This is a genomic window from Yeosuana marina (assembly GCF_011762485.1).
Taxonomy (GTDB): domain Bacteria; phylum Bacteroidota; class Bacteroidia; order Flavobacteriales; family Flavobacteriaceae; genus Yeosuana; species Yeosuana marina.
The window spans coordinates 114,089-129,559 of sequence record NZ_JAAKGI010000001.1 but is presented as its reverse complement, the minus strand read 5'-3'; the positions used below and the strand labels follow the sequence as shown (position 1 = coordinate 129,559).

13 protein-coding genes and 1 tRNA gene are annotated in these 15,471 nt (G+C 32.3%); 7 read left to right on the top strand and 7 right to left on the bottom strand.

All coding sequences use genetic code 11. From position 1 onward, the window contains the following. Nucleotides 1-5 precede the first annotated feature (5 nt). Nucleotides 6-1,277 (top strand): D-alanyl-D-alanine carboxypeptidase, encoded by a 1,272-nt coding sequence (locus G5V56_RS00495; RefSeq protein WP_166959642.1) that lies wholly within the window; start codon nucleotides 6-8, stop codon nucleotides 1,275-1,277. Nucleotides 1,278-1,283: 6 nt separating this feature from the next. Here G5V56_RS00495 and G5V56_RS00490 read toward each other — a convergent pair whose 3' ends face one another. Next, nucleotides 1,284-2,747 (bottom strand): M14 family metallopeptidase, encoded by a 1,464-nt coding sequence (locus tag G5V56_RS00490; protein WP_166959640.1) that lies wholly within the window; start codon nucleotides 2,745-2,747, stop codon nucleotides 1,284-1,286. Between the two features lies 1 nt (nucleotide 2,748). Next, a complete protein-coding gene (locus G5V56_RS00485; RefSeq protein ID WP_166959637.1) occupies nucleotides 2,749-3,414 on the bottom strand; it encodes an N-acetylmuramoyl-L-alanine amidase in 666 nt (221 codons plus the stop codon). 150 nt (nucleotides 3,415-3,564) lie between these two features. Between G5V56_RS00485 and G5V56_RS00480 the strand changes: the two genes are divergently transcribed. Genes G5V56_RS00480 through G5V56_RS00470 form a run of 3 tightly spaced genes read left to right on the top strand, consistent with a single transcriptional unit; the run spans nucleotide 3,565 to nucleotide 6,978 of the window. Then, complete coding sequence (locus tag G5V56_RS00480; RefSeq protein ID WP_166959634.1) at nucleotides 3,565-3,987, top strand: OsmC family protein; 423 nt, start codon at nucleotides 3,565-3,567, stop codon at nucleotides 3,985-3,987. Nucleotides 3,988-4,007: 20 nt separating this feature from the next. Beyond that, complete coding sequence (recJ, locus tag G5V56_RS00475; protein WP_166959631.1) at nucleotides 4,008-5,720, top strand: single-stranded-DNA-specific exonuclease RecJ; 1,713 nt, start codon at nucleotides 4,008-4,010, stop codon at nucleotides 5,718-5,720. Further along, entirely contained in the window at nucleotides 5,701-6,978 is a 1,278-nt protein-coding gene (locus tag G5V56_RS00470; protein WP_166959628.1) for an MFS transporter, read from the top strand. The genes recJ and G5V56_RS00470 overlap by 20 nt, the downstream gene beginning before the upstream one ends. Here the strand turns inward: G5V56_RS00470 and G5V56_RS00465 are convergent. Beyond that, on the bottom strand, nucleotides 6,975-7,727 hold the full coding sequence (locus tag G5V56_RS00465) for a UDP-2,3-diacylglucosamine diphosphatase (protein ID WP_166959625.1): 753 nt from the start codon (nucleotides 7,725-7,727) through the stop codon (nucleotides 6,975-6,977). The genes G5V56_RS00470 and G5V56_RS00465 overlap by 4 nt on opposite strands. Before the next feature lie 191 nt (nucleotides 7,728-7,918). After that, nucleotides 7,919-8,371, bottom strand: a complete 453-nt coding sequence (locus G5V56_RS00460; RefSeq protein WP_166959622.1) for a 6-pyruvoyl trahydropterin synthase family protein — start codon at nucleotides 8,369-8,371, stop codon at nucleotides 7,919-7,921. A 113-nt stretch (nucleotides 8,372-8,484) separates the two neighbouring features. On the opposite strand from G5V56_RS00460, the gene G5V56_RS00455 reads away from it, so the two are divergent. Further along, nucleotides 8,485-9,126, top strand: a complete 642-nt coding sequence (locus G5V56_RS00455; protein ID WP_166959619.1) for a 2OG-Fe(II) oxygenase — start codon at nucleotides 8,485-8,487, stop codon at nucleotides 9,124-9,126. Nucleotides 9,127-9,433: 307 nt separating this feature from the next. Here the strand turns inward: G5V56_RS00455 and G5V56_RS00450 are convergent, their stop codons facing one another. Beyond that, nucleotides 9,434-10,759 carry an MATE family efflux transporter gene (locus G5V56_RS00450; protein WP_166959615.1) on the bottom strand — a complete coding sequence of 442 codons (1,326 nt, stop codon included), beginning with the start codon at nucleotides 10,757-10,759 and terminating at the stop codon, nucleotides 9,434-9,436. 171 nt (nucleotides 10,760-10,930) lie between these two features. Here G5V56_RS00450 and G5V56_RS00445 point away from each other — a divergent pair, with 171 nt between their 5' ends. Together G5V56_RS00445 and G5V56_RS00440 are read left to right on the top strand one after the other, a co-directional pair. After that, nucleotides 10,931-11,728: a universal stress protein gene (locus G5V56_RS00445; RefSeq protein ID WP_166959612.1), complete on the top strand. Its 798-nt coding sequence runs from the start codon at nucleotides 10,931-10,933 to the stop codon at nucleotides 11,726-11,728. A 6-nt stretch (nucleotides 11,729-11,734) separates the two neighbouring features. After that, nucleotides 11,735-11,808, top strand: a tRNA-Ala gene (locus G5V56_RS00440). Nucleotides 11,809-11,848: 40 nt separating this feature from the next. Here the strand turns inward: G5V56_RS00440 and G5V56_RS00435 are convergent. After that, nucleotides 11,849-12,688 (bottom strand): alpha/beta hydrolase family protein, encoded by an 840-nt coding sequence (locus G5V56_RS00435; RefSeq protein ID WP_166959609.1) that lies wholly within the window; start codon nucleotides 12,686-12,688, stop codon nucleotides 11,849-11,851. A gap of 3 nt (nucleotides 12,689-12,691) precedes the next feature. Beyond that, nucleotides 12,692-15,454 carry a PD-(D/E)XK nuclease family protein gene (locus G5V56_RS00430; RefSeq protein WP_166959606.1) on the bottom strand — a complete coding sequence of 921 codons (2,763 nt, stop codon included), beginning with the start codon at nucleotides 15,452-15,454 and terminating at the stop codon, nucleotides 12,692-12,694. Nucleotides 15,455-15,471 lie beyond the last annotated feature (17 nt).

Here is a 15,471-nt window from a genome sequence, read left to right as displayed (position 1 = left end):
AACGCATGACTTTGTATAGAAAATCCCTTGTTTTAATTGTATTAATGTTTTCTCTTTACGGCTGTAGATCTTCTTACATTTCTAAAAACATTACAAAAAAAATTGAAACCTCTTTTTATGATAATCAATTTACAGGGCTTTTAGTTTATAATCCAGCAACCAAAGACACGGTGTTTAAGCATAATGCTGATAGGTATTTTACGCCTGCTAGTAACACTAAAATTTTTACTTTATACACGGCGTTGCAATTTTTACCTAAGGACTTACCTGCATTTAAATATCATATAGAACAGGATACGATTACTATTGAAGGCACAGGTAATCCTGCGTTTTTACACCCTTTTTTTAATGATAGTACTGCTTTAAAAATGGCTAGTCATTACCAAAAGGTTAATTTAATATGTGATAATTTATTAGATGATAAATTTGGACCTGGTTGGGCTTGGGAAGATTACGATACCTATTTTAGTCCAGAACGAACTAGTTTTCCTATGTATGGCAATGTGCTTACAATAACCAATCAAGATAGTTTGCAAAGTACACCAAGTGTTTTAAAAAATCATATTATCGACTCTATTGCAAAAAAATATAGAAGTTATAATAAAAACACCTTTTTCTATAATTTGAAAGAGAAGGATACGGTAGAAGTTCCTATGGTTATTGATACGACATTAATTTCTAAATTATGGAATGATATTTTACCTGGAAAAGTGTCTATATCAAATTTTTCAGGAAAACCTTTGGAGCATACAGCCTATAGTATTCCATCTGATACCTTATATAAACGGATGCTGCTGGTAAGTGATAATTTTTTAGCAGAACAAATGCTGATTATGGCATCTTCTACTTTGTCTGATACCTTGAGTTCAAAACGAATGCGAGATTATGTTTTAGACAATCAACTAAAAGACTTAAAACAAAAACCTCGATGGGTTGATGGCTCTGGGTTAAGCCGATATAATTTGTTTACACCAACATCGTTTGTTCAAGTTCTTGAAAAGTTATATCATGACATTCCACAAGAGCGTTTATTTAATTTATTTCCTGTTGGAGGCGAATCTGGAACCTTAAAAAAATATTATTCTGGCGGTGATAAACCCTATATTCATGCAAAATCAGGCACTGTTGGAAACAATTATTCTTTAAGTGGTTATTTGGTTACAAATTCTGGTAAAACACTCATTTTTAGTTTTATGAATAATCATTACAGAAAGCCTACTGATGAAGTTAAAAAACACATGCAATTGGTCTTTGAATGGCTTCGCGATAATTATTAAAAGCTATTATCGGTAAATCAGTGCATTTTTAAAATGACTTTCTTTAGTCTTTAAATTAATTAAGAATCCATTAATAACCGCATAGTCAATAGTATCATTTTTCTGCAATAAAAAAGTTGAATTAGCGCCTGGTTTTAAAACAAGTTTAGGAGTCTTATTTCCTGCTTTAATTAAATTAATTGGTAAGGACGTGTATTTTTTATCCTTAGGTAATTCTTCGAGTTGTACATAGGTATATCCCGATTTTAAAAGCTCATAAGTATCTAAACCAGATAAGTCTTTTATAGATTTAAATACTTTAGGATATATATTGCCTTCAATAATTCTATAATCACTAGCATCAAAGGTGTTGTATCCGTAATAGGTTGATAAATCACCCTGATCCATAACCTTTCCTATATTGTAATAGTCTGAGTGATCTTCATTATCTACTTCTAAATGATTAATTCCTAAATCAATAGTATAGTTGTTATCTAACAACGTATAGGTTGCTCCCAAAATTTTTAAATCAAATAACTTGCGGTCATTCTGAGGTATTTTATCATACTCTTTAATAGAGATGTTTTTGTAGTTTTCTTTAGCAATACTGTAAATGGCTGATAGAATGGACACATAGTTTAATCGTCTTATCTCTTGTTTTTCTACGTCGTTTTTGTACCCTCCAGATTCAATTAAAATAGTACTTGTTCCCCATTTTTGAATGTTATCACCAAAAGCCCTGGGTTCAAAATCGTCATTATATCTGCCTACTTGTCCTGGCGCGTATTTTTGAATGATGCTATTCATAAACACAATCACTTTCATAGCATTGCCACGGACCGTATTAATGTCTTTTTCATAATTATAAGCAGGCGCCAAATAGGAAATGGTTGCTGGTTTATCGGTACGCTCGGCATTGTAATAAATACTTTGGTCATGTAAATTAAATCCAAAATCGGCATTTAGGCTGTCTCTAACACGTTTTAAGGTTTTACTTTCTGGCGATTCTAATCTTACAGCATCTCTATTAATATCAACGCCTAATGCATTTCGCCTTGTGAAATTTTCTGCGCCATCAGGATTTAACATAGGTAAAAAATGAAGCGTTAAATTGCTTAATATGGCTTCTTTTTCATCTGAAAATTCAGAACCATTCAAAAAATTAAAAATATCAAAAATGGCTTGTGTTGCTGTGGGTTCATCGCCGTGCATTTGAGACCATAAAAGGACATTCGTTTTTCCTGAGCCAATACTTATCAAGCTTAAATCTCTCCCTTCAATAGATTGTCCTACCTTTTTTATAGTGTATTTTGAATTTTCTTTAAGCCTATCAATTAATGGCTGAATGTCGGTATGTTTTATGCGCCGTTCACCTAGACTTGTCTCTTTGTAGGTGTTATATGTTTCGTATAATTTTGAAGTAATATCATTATTTTGACTGACAACAGTTGTTGTAAATAATAAGAGGAACAGTTTTAAAATGCGTGTCATATTAATTAATTGTTTTTTTTGGTGCATATTTTAAATGAAGTTCTTTAGTACCTTCTTTTACAGCGTTTAAAAAGTCTTCTCCGGGATCTGTTTTTTCAGTTCGGTAACCAGCATCTTTTTCTAACCATAAATCGGTTCCTTCAAAATTTGTGTATTCGTAATGCCCAATTAAATAGTCGATATCATATTTTTTGGCAAGGTATTTTACTAACCAAATATTGGCTTTAATTTGAGCTTCGGTTAACGGTTTGTCTTTTGTTCCTCCTACATTTTCTACACCAATAGCACAATGGTTTAAACCAATTACATGTCTGGCCATAGTGGTTTCGGGCATTAAACGGTAAATAGTACCATCTTGGTCTACAACAAATTGCGAAGACACATTTAAGGCGCTTACCGATTTAATATCTGGTCTCGAGTTTGATAATGTAGGACTATTAAAAGCTTCAAATGTTTTTTCTAAGGTAGGAATAGCTGTCCAATGTAAAACAATCATTATGGGCGTTATGGTAGGTTTTTCTTGATGTAATCCATAGTGGTTCGCTAGATATTCTAACGTTAATTGAGTACGCAAATCATCAAAGATAATGGGTTTAGAAATAATTTTTTTTGAAGTGTCGCAAGACAACAGAAATAAAAGGCTAAAGCAGAATGTTAAAATTTTCATTTTAAAGGATATTAGTTTTTTTAATAAGAAACAGAGAGTCAGTGTTTAAATAACAAATTAAAGGTATTAATTTATAATTATATATAAAGTGTTGAAATTGTTTAAATTTATATATAGTATTTTTGACAATAACAAAAAACAATTCAGAAAATGACAAATCATATTACGACAACGTGGTTAGGTGGCATGAAGTTTGAAAGCACTAATCCGTCAGGACATAATCTGTTTATTGATGCAGGGCCAGAAAACGACGGACAAGGGGAAGGGTATCGCCCTAAAGCGTTGATGCTATCTGCACTTGCTGGATGTTCAGGTTTAGATGTGGCGGCACTGATAAAGAAAATGAAGCTGGAAGTTGATGATTTTAAAATTGAAATAGATGCTGATCTTACAGAAGAGCATCCAAAATTTTATGATAAAGTAACTATGGCATTTCATTTTTTTGGAACAGACCTTAACGAAAGTAAGCTTCAACGCGCCGTTGATTTATCGGTTGAAAAATACTGTGGTGTTATGGAGATGTTTCGCCAGTTTTCAGAATTAAAAATAGAAACACATTTTCATAAAAAATAGTCTGTAAATCAAGTTTTGTTATGCGCTGGACACTTAAATCGCAACCAGAATCTAAAAAAATTGAAGCTTTACAAAATGCGCTTCAAGTAGATGCTATTACAGCGACTCTGCTTTTAGAAAGAGGCATAGAAACCTATGATGAGGCTAAGAAATTTTTCAGACCAAGTTTAGACGATTTGCATGATCCATTCTTAATGAAAGATATGGATAAAGCGGTAGCGCGTATTGAAAAAGCAATGGCCAACCAAGAAAATATCTTGGTTTTTGGTGATTATGATGTTGATGGCACCACATCTGTGGCGTTAATGGCGTCGTATTTAAAAACTAATTATCCTTTAGTTTATACCTATATTCCCAATAGATATGATGAAGGATATGGCATTTCATATAAAGGAATTAATTTTGCTTTAGAGAACGATTTTACTCTTATTATTGCTTTAGATTGTGGTATTAAAGCGGTCGATAAAGTAGCTTTTGCAAAAGAAAAAGGGATAGATTTTATTATTTGCGACCATCATAGACCAGGAGTAGAAGTACCAGATGCAGTCGCTGTTTTAGACGCGAAACAAGACGATTGTTCGTATCCTTATAAAGAATTATGCGGATGTGGTGTTGGGTTTAAATTGATACAGGCATTAGCGTCAAAACAAGGCCAAACGGTTGATAATTTGGTATCTTATCTCGATTTAGTGGCCACGGCCATTGGTGCCGATATTGTTCCCATTACTGGAGAAAACAGAGTGCTGGCTTATTACGGATTACAAGTAATTAATATCAATCCGAGACCTGGAATAAAAGCCATTCTTGAGCAAGTCAATAAAACAGAGCTTACCATTACCGATGTTGTTTTTGTGGTCGCACCAAGAATTAATGCCGCAGGTAGAATGAAGCATGGAAATTATGCAGTTACCTTATTAGTTGAAGAAGAGTATGAAAATGCGCAACAGTATGCCGCTGAAATTGATGATTATAATTCAGATAGACGAGAAGAAGACAAGCGTATCACTGAAGAAGCATTAAAACAAATAGTAACAAATAAGGAAGAAAACAATCTAACTACGGTTGTTTATCAAGAAGATTGGCATAAAGGCGTTATTGGTATTGTTGCCTCCAGATTAACCGAAACGTACTATAGACCCACATTAGTATTTACCAGAAGTGGGGATAAATTAGCAGCATCAGCAAGGTCTGTAAGAGATTTTGATATATATAATGTTTTGGAAGCGTGCAGCGAACATATCGAACAGTTTGGTGGTCATAAATATGCTGCAGGATTAACGCTTAAAGAAGAAAATTATGAAGCTTTTAAACAGGCTTTTGAAGATGAGGTATCGAAGACTATAGACAGGTCGTTATTAATTCCAGAAATTAAGATTGATGCTAAAATTGACTTAAAGGATATCACGTCAAAGTTTTATAGAATACTAAAACAATTTGCTCCTTTTGGCCCCGAAAATATGACTCCAATTTTTATGACTGAGAATCTAACAGATACTGGCTATGGAAAATGTGTGGGAGAGGATAAAACACATTTAAGAATGACCGTAAAACAAGGAGAATCAAATAGTATTGTGGGTATAGGTTTCGGAATGGGAGATAAGTATGGTTTAATTTCAGATAAAAAAGTGTTTAAAGCGGTCTATTCTATAGATGAAAACGAATGGCAAGGACATGTTAGTTTACAACTTAAATTGAGAGATATTAAGGGTATAGATGAAGAAGTTAACGAGTAAGGATCCTTATGCCGCTTTAAGAATCAAAGAATTCAAGATTTTTTTATTGTTGCGATTTGTGTTAGTATTTGGCTGGTCTATGCAATTTATTGTGATAGAATGGCAAGTATATAGCATTACCAAAGATCCGTTATCGTTAGGGGTAATTGGTTTAATGGAGATTATTCCAGCCCTTTCCATGGCCTTATTTGCTGGCCATATTGTAGATCAAAGAGAAAAACGAAATCTATTAGCCATATGTCTTGCCGCTTTTTCGTTGATTAGTTTGGGACTGTTTTTACTCACTTGGCCCGTTATAGTTTCAACGTGGTCAACTAAAACTATTTTATACTCTATATATGCATTGGTTTTTTTCGGAGGATTTTTACGTTCTTTTTTTGGTCCTACCATTTTTTCACTAATTGCGCTTATTGTTCCTAAAAAATTATATCCTAATGCTGCCACTTGGAGCAGTTCTACATGGCAAATGGCATCGGTTTTAGGACCTGCATTTGCAGGGTTTGCAATTGGATGGATTGGAGTACATTGGTCGCTTTGTATTATTTTTAGTTTGGTTATTTTGTCATTAATCATTCTATTGCAGATTAAGAAAAAACCCATTTTGAATCCAAAATTAGGAGAACCTATTATTGAAAGTTTAAAAGAAGGTGTTCGTTTTGTTTTTAAAACAAAAGCAATTTTGGGAGCTTTAACCTTAGATATGATTGCTGTTTTATTTGGAGGAGCCGTTGCGTTGCTACCAGTATTTGCGCAAGATATTTTAAAGGTGGGATCAGAAGGGTTTGGCATTTTAAGAGCAGCTCCAGCTGTGGGCGCTTTTTTGACCATGCTGATTACAGCATATATTCCTATTAGTAAAAATGCAGGGATGAAACTTTTAGGTGCTATTTTTGGATTTGGGGTTTGTATTATTGTTTTCGGATTGTCTTCAATATTCTGGATTTCGGTAATGGCCTTATTTTTTAGTGGTGTGACCGATGGTATTTCCATGGTGATTAGGCAAACCATTTTACAAATAAAAACACCAGACAATATGCGCGGACGCGTAGCTTCTGTAAACTCGATGTTTGTAGGATCATCGAATGAACTTGGAGCTTTTGAAAGCGGCTTAACCGCAAAACTTATGGGAACTGTTACCGCTGTAGTTTTTGGAGGAACAATGACCTTAATTACAGTAGTTACAACAGGATTAGTACTACCATCATTTAGAAAACTAGATCTTACTAAAGATATTGAAGCCCACGAAAAAGAAGATTAATATTTTTTTAACTCAAAAGATTCTCCATCAAAAACACCATAGGTATAATATTGAATCCAATCTCCAAGATTAATGTATTTGGAGTTATTGGAAAGGGTGATCTCTAATGGTAAATGGCGATGACCAAACACAAAAATATCACGGTGTTTTTCTTCTAACTTCTTTTTACTGTATTGAGCTAGCCACTCGTTTTCTTCCCCAAGAAATTTAGCATCATCATCACCAGAAATTAATTTGTTTTTTACCGATAAATATTGAGCAATTCGCATACCAATATCAGGATGTAACCATCTAAACAACCATTTAAAAAATGGATTGGTAAACACTTTTTTCATGCGTTTATACCCTTTGTCTTCAGGCCCTAAACCGTCGCCATGCCCTATATAAAACAAGGTATTATTTAATAGAAATTCTTTTGGTTTATGATAAACAGGAATATTTAATTCTGTTTTAAAATAATCAGCCATCCACATATCATGGTTGCCGACAAAAAAGTAAATAGGAATACCAGAATCACTAATTTCAGCTAGTTTGCCCAAGGTTCTTGTAAATCCTTTGGGAACAACGGTTTTGTATTCAAACCAGAAATCGAACAAATCACCTAAAAGAAAAATAGCCGCGGCATCTTGTTTTACCTCATCTAACCAAGCAACAAATTTCTTTTCGCGAGGTAGTGATGCTTCTGCAGTTGGTGCTCCAAGATGATTATCGGAGGCAAAGTATATTTTTTTTCCTTTTGGAATTTGCATGTTGTAAATATAATTAAATCCTATGAAGGCAGAATCTCTTTTTTTAGATAGGAATATGTTTTAGTTGAAGCATTTTGCTATTATGATTCTTGGTTAAAATGGCTGAGGCTACATAATGCGTTAGGGATGGAGGTATTGTTGGAGCTCCTCGCAGAGAGCGACTACCGACAGCCCGACCCTTGGGTAACGCCCTAAATGTTATCGTATTCAAACCATTCTGCATAGGAAGAATCGGTTTCTTGAAGCTTTAAAGAATGTAGTTTAATGTGATTTGGTAAACGACTCTTAATTTTTTTTGAAAAATCAATGACCATCATTTCACTAGTTGGCTGGTAATCAACTAAAAGAACGTTGTGTCCTCTAATTTCAAGTTCTTTGGCAAGTTCAACATGTGGTGTGTTTTGATTAAAAACGGTTGCATGATCGAACACGTTTACAATTTCTTCTTTGACGATTTTTTTCAAATCTCCAAAATCAATCACCATACCGTACTTAACATTTTTGTTATCGGTGATAGGTTTTCCAATAACGGTTACCGAAAGTTTATAACTGTGTCCGTGTACATTTTTGCATTTACCATCATAACCGTAAAGGGCATGACCTGTTTCGAAAGAAAATTGTTTTGTAATGCGAATATTGCTCATAGTAGAATTATTAAAGTGCAAAGATATTCATTTTGTAAAAGGAATTGCTTTTTAGATTACATTTGCTCGCTTTTACAGAAGGCAGGAATAGTTTCATTTTATTTTTTTTAAATATGAGTAAGCTTTTTGAAGCTATTGGCTTTGTTGAAAACCCGCTTTATGAAACCATAATAGACGATATTTCTTCTAAAAAATATAGTATTGTTGATAGTTTTTTTACTGATGAAGAAACCAATTTATTGCGGCAATCCTTAATAGAAAAACACGAAAAAGATACCTTTAAAAAAGCAGCCATAGGTAATAAGCTAAATGAAACGATAGTAAAGTCTATTAGAGGTGATGTTATTTTATGGATTGACGAAACCAAAAATGATGCGTCTGAATTACTTTTTTTTAATAAGATTAACGATTTAATTGCCTATTTAAACAGAACCTGCTTTATGGGGATTTTACATAAGGAGTTTCACTATGCTTTATATCCGCAGGGCACGTTTTATAAACGTCATATAGATACTTTTGAAAATGATGATAGGAGAAAATTGTCGTTTGTGTGTTATTTAAACGAAGATGGCTGGCTACCAGAAAACGGAGGTGAATTGGTGTTATATTTAAATGAAAACAACAAGCCTGTAGAAAAGGTTATTTATCCTATTCCGGGTAGAGTTGTTATTTTTGAAAGCCAACTCATAGAACACGAAGTAAAGCCTGTTAATAAGGAGCGGCTAAGTATTACCGGATGGTTAAAAACTAGATAACTACCGTTTTTTTATTCGGTTAACCACATAAATTACGATGAGCGCTAAGGCTAGAATTAAAAATAAACCATTTCCGCTTAAAAGATTTAAAATACTCATTACTTACCTGTTTTGTCTTTTTTTATTATACCTATAAATTAAATAGGCTGCTGTTACCAATAATATAAAAGGTAGCATAGAGCCTATAAAAACCCCTATCTCGTAATTAGAATTTGGGGCACTTTTAATTTTATCTTCGATTTTAATATCTTGAATAAAGGATAGAAATAACATAGTGCCTAAGAATTAGTTTTCAAAGTTAGTGGTTTTATATTAGTGGTAAAAACAAGCGCCTAAATTTTATAATTAAAGGAATGCCTCTGGCAATTATCCAAACGGTAAGCGCAATAAAAATTGCATAAAGTTTATAGTCTAACGTATCTAACCAAAATAAGATAGGAACAAAAACAAGAAATGTAGCAAGTAACAAGACATTTCTAAGATATTTCATCATGCCAAGGCCTTTAAACATGCCATCAAATATAAAAGCTAACGCACAAAGAGGTTGCATGATTAAAACGATCCAAAAAATATCGTAAAAAGCAGCAAGAACTTTTGGATCGGAAGTAAAAATATATCCAATCGGAATATATAAAATAGCACCTACAATAGCCGATATGGTTCCTACAATGATACCATATTTTATAAGTTGATTACTTAGTTGAATTAATAAATTATACGCTTTAGCGCCATATAATTTACCAGATAGAATATTTCCAGCACTAGCATAACCATCAATAATAAAAGCACCTAAAAACCAAAGGTTAATAGCAATGGTGTATGCGGCAATATACTCTGCTCCATAACTTGTAGCAAAAGCACTGGCTAAGTATAAGGTGACATTTAAGGCAATAGTTCTTACAAATAGATTAAGAATCATAAGAACAAATCGTTTCATCTCTTTGTTAAAAGGAAAGGTTACTTTTAAAGAAATAGGCGTTTTTTTAAGTAAAAAGTAAGCAGCACTAATAGCCATAATTATTTGTGAACACAAACTTGCATAGGCAGCTCCTTTAATATTCATCGGTTCAAAAAGACCGTTAATACCATATACTAAAATAACATCTAAAACGATATTAATAACGGCACCGAAAATTGATATAATCATGGGATAATACGTATTTTGCAACCCTCTGAAAGAACCAAAAATGGCAAAAGTAAAAAGGGTAAAAGGGAATCCAAAGACACGTATTTTGTAATATATAACACTATAATCTAAAATTAAATCTGAAGCATTATAGAGTTTAAAAATAGAATGAGCAAAAGGATAGGTACCTACAATAATCAAAATACTAATGGAGGTAATTATAAAAATGGCTTGAGCCGGAAGGTTTTTAACTTTATTTAAGTTATTAGCTCCAACATATTGAGAAACAATAGAAGAAATTGCGCTTCTGGTTTGTCCCAAAACCCAGATTAGCATTGATAAAAAAGTACCTACTATGCCCACTGCTGCTAAAGATTCTGTTGCATTTATATGAATGTTACCAACAATAGCTGCATCGGTTAATGATATAATAGGCTCAGAAATTCCCGATATTAAAGCAGGAACAGCTAACCTATTAATATTTTTTAAACTTATGTCTGAATTCATAGTGTTTATCTATACAATAAAATGTGTTTAATGCATATTTTCAGGACTTTATTTAATGCAGGTCTGGATATTTTTTGAATTCGAAAATACTATTAATATTATAATATGTTTCATAATGCATCATTTAATTATTTACTTTTGCAATAAATTTAGTCTATTAAAATTTTACTTATGAAAAATATATTAGTACCAGTTGGAACTTCACCAAATACGATTAGTCACTTGCAATATGCTGTTGATTTTGCGGAAGCTTTTGGAGCTAAGCTTTATGTTGTTCATGTGTATAAAGTATTTTCTAAGGCAGGAACGATTCTTAATTTAGATCATATCATAGAGCGTGAAAGCAAGGATTTTTTAGATGATCTTATGTCTAAAATTGACACTAAAAATGTTGAAGTTATTACAAAGGCTTTAAAAGGTAAAATTGTAGATGTTCTGGAGTTAGTTTCTAAAGTAGCCAATATCGATTTGATTTTGATAGAGCCCAGAACAAATTCGATTAATGACGAAGTGTTTTTAGGAAAAACATCGGGTAAAATTATAAAGCAAATGAATGGGCCAGCAACCTTAATAGTGCCTGAAAACTATACGTTTAAGCCTATAAAAAATATGTTAATGGCAATGAAATCTGCTATAATTAAAAAAGAGAATGCTTTAGATCCTGTTAAATATTTTAGAGAAAAGTTTAAGACTAAAATAAGCTTATTATTAGTTAAAACACCGTTTCATAATGAAGGCGATTTTGATGTTAACGACGAATTAGAAGCTTTAGTTGATGATGTTTTAAAAACCGAAAACGCCACAACTTTTCAAGGTGTTTTAAGACACTATGAGTCGCATAATCCAGATATGCTTTGCGTGGTGAGAAGAAAAAGAGGTTTTTTTGCTAAAAAATGGGAAAAGAATGTAATTTTGAAAAGAGATTTTTCTAGCGATATTCCAGTGTTGGTTTTAAGCGGATTAAAATAATTTTTTGGGGATGTAGCTCAGTTGGCTAGAGCGCTTGACTGGCAGTCAAGAGGTCGTCGGTTCGAGCCCGATCTTCTCCACAATAAAAAGCAACGTATTTGCGTTGCTTTTTATTTTTAATTAATTATTAAAAAAAGTAGTTGACAATTTAATAACGTGTTCCAAGTCTTTCGGGAGTTCTTCTGAGGACCACGGGTGAGATGCTCCAAAGACATGATTGGCTCCATCAATAATTTCTAGTTTACTTTTTGGGTTCCATTCATGCAAACGTTTTGCTTCTTCCATAGAAACACTAGTGTCTGCATTTCCGTGAATTATTAAATGTGGAATATTTAAATGTTGTATAGCTCGTTTAATAGTTAATCGCTCTTCATTCTCCATAAAGTTTTTATAAAATTGGAAATAATGAGGCATTTGCTGCTTTGTCCTGCCGTTTTCAACGTAATAAACACCTTCCTTTTTCCAAGTATCAAAATGATTTCCTTTAGGGAACCTAATTTTATAATCACTAACTCCAGCTAAACTAATCACTTTTTTTATTCGGGAATCTTCTTCTGCTTTAATTAAAACGATACCACCACCTCTGCTGTGTCCAATCAAGTTGATATTACTTGTATCAGCTTCTTTTTTAATATCAGAATTTGAAGTAACCCAATCAATAACAGCGTTTAAATCATCTAATTCCTTGATGTAATTGTTATGTCCGAAGGCTTCTAAATCTGGGAAATCTATGGGTTGTTCTATGGTGCCTCCATTGTATGAAAAATTGAATTTAACAAAATAAAACCCTGCTTCAGCAAATTTATTCGCCATTAAATTCCATGCACCCCAATCTTTAAATCCTTTGTAACCATGGCAAAATATTACAATAGGTTTTGGTTGGTCATCTGAAATATAAGTGCAGTCAATTAAAATTGACTTTTCATCGTTACCTTGAATAATGGTGCTGTTTTTAATCATAAGTTATAGGTCTTTTTCAGTAAATGGAATATCAGCATTACAAATTTCTAAGATAAGTTTTTTTAATTCTGATGTAAAATTATCAAGAGTTTCTTCTGTAATTAAAGTTTCTTTTTTTGCATAAGATCCAGGTTTATCTTTTTTAGAAAACTTTAAAAATCCAGATTTTAGATTTTTGAAGGATACTATGCCTGCTTCAACAGGGAGGTTTATTAGTCCAGACTGTTGCATCATAAGCGCATAGGTGAGTATTTGAAACGATTTGCTGTATTTTTTATAATCGCTTGCAATATCTTCCCAATTTACAATTTCAACGTCTCCTTGGGTTACGTTTCCACTTTTATAGTCTATAATTCTGGTAATACCATTGTATTCATCAACTCTATCAATTTTACCAATGATTTTTATAGGAAAATTTAGCTCAGGAATACTAATTCTAATGTTGTTCTCTAATTCAATAGCAACTATTTTTATTTGATTACCTTGTTTAATATCCTCAATTTCTAATTGTAAAAAGTTTGATACATATCGTTTTGCAATTTCAAAAACAATTAAGTTTTTCCCTTTTGATAGGTCACCTTCTTTATAAACTGATTTAAAATGATGTGTCACCGTTTTTGTGATGAGCGATTTCATATTTTTAATAGTGTCAACGGTTAAATATCTGCCTATTAAAGGCTTATAAAAATCTTCAAGGGTATTGTGTATAACGGTTCCAAGTGTGTTTGCAGCTACTGTTTCTTCAACATCATCATGTTCTTTAATCTTTAAAACCTTTTGATAATAAAAATCGATGGGGTTTCTGATGTAACTAGTTAAGGATGATGGAGAAAATCCTTTTTCAGCAATTTGAATCAGAGTCTCTATAACGGCTGGTGTTTTTTTAACAGTTTTTAAAGCTGGATTAATAATTGGTACTTTTGGTGTTATTATTTCATGATTAACCTGATGTATTCCTTCAACTTCTAACTGTGTAATAAATCTACTTTTCTCGCCTCCAGTTAATACATCAGCCTCCGTATTGTATAAAATAATAACCGTTTTAGCACGTTGCAAGAGTCTGTAAAAATGATACGTATAAACGGCATCTTTTTCTTTATAGGTAGGTAAGTTATTTTCTATTTTAACGTCAAAAGGAATAAAAGAATTAGTGCTTTTTCCTGCAGGAAGAATACCTTCATTTACAGAAGAAATAATAACAGTTTCAAAATCTAATACGCGAGATTCTAACATACCCATAATTTGTAAACCTTGTAAAGGTTCGCCTTGAAAATCTAATGTTTCAGAGCTTAATAATTCTTTATAAATGCTGTGTAATGTTGACACATCTTTAATATGATTATATGTTGAGTTTAGTCTTGAAAGTTCATTGAACAATTCGTTAAAACGGAATAAATATTCTAATGACAATAAATTAGACGATTTGTTTTCATCTAAATGTGATTTTATATTAAGGATGAGTTGTGAGCAATTGTTTAAGGCGTTATCAATGCTTGTATCCCAATGATTAAATAAGATATCTATAAGGTTATTTTTTGCGGAATCTGTGATTGCTCTTAATTGCTCGATTGTAATATAAATGAGATTATTATCATTAACAGTTTCAATAATTGTTGATGAATAATCATTTCCATCCGCATAAAATAAGGGTCTAACAAACTGATGTGATATCAGGTTAATAACATCTTTGTAATAAAACGACTTGTTCGAGGTTTTATGAATATGAAATAAGTGTTCAAATAAAGACGCTAGTGGAATGGACTTTAATGGAAACCCCATAGTTATATTTAAGGTCTCTATGTTTGATGGTAACGAATTTAAAATGGGAATCAGTAAATTTTCATCTCCTAAAACAACGGCAGTATTACTTAAAGAATTTTGTTTTGTTTTTAACTGGTTTAGAAGAACTCCAATATATTTTGCTTGACCAACATTTTTCGGGATTCCGTATACTGAGATGCTTTTGTCTTTCGTATAGTTTTCAGTCACCCAATTGAACGAATTAGTTTTAAAATAAGGCCAGTTTTTTTTGTGCAATCTTGTAAATAAGCCAGCATCGTGAACAGGATTATTTATAAACGTATTATCAATATCCCAATAAATATCTGCCAAACCACTTTCAAGTAATTCTTGAATAATGGTTTCTTCGCAGGTGTTTAGCGCATTAAAACCCAAAAATATATGCTGCTTGCTTTTATTGTGTTGAATATAATCCCTTATATTTTTAACAGCTTCTCGGTAAATTAGTCCTTGATAGCCTAATTTTTTAGAGAGTAATTGTTCTGTAAAATGGTTGTAGTAGTCAAAAAGTTTCTTCCAAAAGGATAAATAGTTTTTTACAAACTCGGTTTTATTAGGTTCTAAGGACCAATGTTTTAAATCTTGAATATCACTTAAATATTCAAAAATGTTTTTTTGAGGAATTAAATATCTATCTATTTCATTAAAATCCTGAAGAAGAATTTGAGCCCATTTTGAAAACACATCAAAAGACTCAATATCTCCTTTTTTTGTCAAATGGATATAACTGTTATAAAACTCAAATAAAAGATCTGTATTGGTTATTGTTTTGAGTTTTGAAATCTCCTCAACAAATTCTTCAATACTTAAAATATTAGGAGAAAAAATGGTCTCTTTAACAATTTGAGACAGTTGGTTTTTTAAGAAAACTCCAGCTCTCTTGCTTGGTAAAATAAAGGTAATAGAAGAAAGGTTTGCATGCTTGTTTTCCAAATCTTTTAAAACATCAAAAATAAAGGTAGCCATAGCATAAAAATAAAAAA

What these genes read in the sequence shown, in the direction of transcription:
- G5V56_RS00460 (WP_166959622.1), bottom strand. Translation starts at nt 8,371, where the DNA reads ATGAGCAATATTCGCATTACAAAACAATTTTCTTTCGAAACAGGTCAT.
- G5V56_RS00455 (WP_166959619.1), top strand. Translation starts at nt 8,485, where the DNA reads ATGAGTAAGCTTTTTGAAGCTATTGGCTTTGTTGAAAACCCGCTTTAT.
- G5V56_RS00450 (WP_166959615.1), bottom strand. Translation starts at nt 10,759, where the DNA reads ATGAATTCAGACATAAGTTTAAAAAATATTAATAGGTTAGCTGTTCCT.
- recJ (WP_166959631.1), top strand. Translation starts at nt 4,008, where the DNA reads ATGCGCTGGACACTTAAATCGCAACCAGAATCTAAAAAAATTGAAGCT.
- G5V56_RS00465 (WP_166959625.1), bottom strand. Translation starts at nt 7,727, where the DNA reads ATGCAAATTCCAAAAGGAAAAAAAATATACTTTGCCTCCGATAATCAT.
- G5V56_RS00495 (WP_166959642.1), top strand. Translation starts at nt 6, where the DNA reads ATGACTTTGTATAGAAAATCCCTTGTTTTAATTGTATTAATGTTTTCT.
- G5V56_RS00470 (WP_166959628.1), top strand. Translation starts at nt 5,701, where the DNA reads ATGAAGAAGTTAACGAGTAAGGATCCTTATGCCGCTTTAAGAATCAAA.
- G5V56_RS00435 (WP_166959609.1), bottom strand. Translation starts at nt 12,688, where the DNA reads ATGATTAAAAACAGCACCATTATTCAAGGTAACGATGAAAAGTCAATT.
- G5V56_RS00430 (WP_166959606.1), bottom strand. Translation starts at nt 15,454, where the DNA reads ATGGCTACCTTTATTTTTGATGTTTTAAAAGATTTGGAAAACAAGCAT.
- G5V56_RS00485 (WP_166959637.1), bottom strand. Translation starts at nt 3,414, where the DNA reads ATGAAAATTTTAACATTCTGCTTTAGCCTTTTATTTCTGTTGTCTTGC.
- G5V56_RS00445 (WP_166959612.1), top strand. Translation starts at nt 10,931, where the DNA reads ATGAAAAATATATTAGTACCAGTTGGAACTTCACCAAATACGATTAGT.
- G5V56_RS00490 (WP_166959640.1), bottom strand. Translation starts at nt 2,747, where the DNA reads ATGACACGCATTTTAAAACTGTTCCTCTTATTATTTACAACAACTGTT.
- G5V56_RS00480 (WP_166959634.1), top strand. Translation starts at nt 3,565, where the DNA reads ATGACAAATCATATTACGACAACGTGGTTAGGTGGCATGAAGTTTGAA.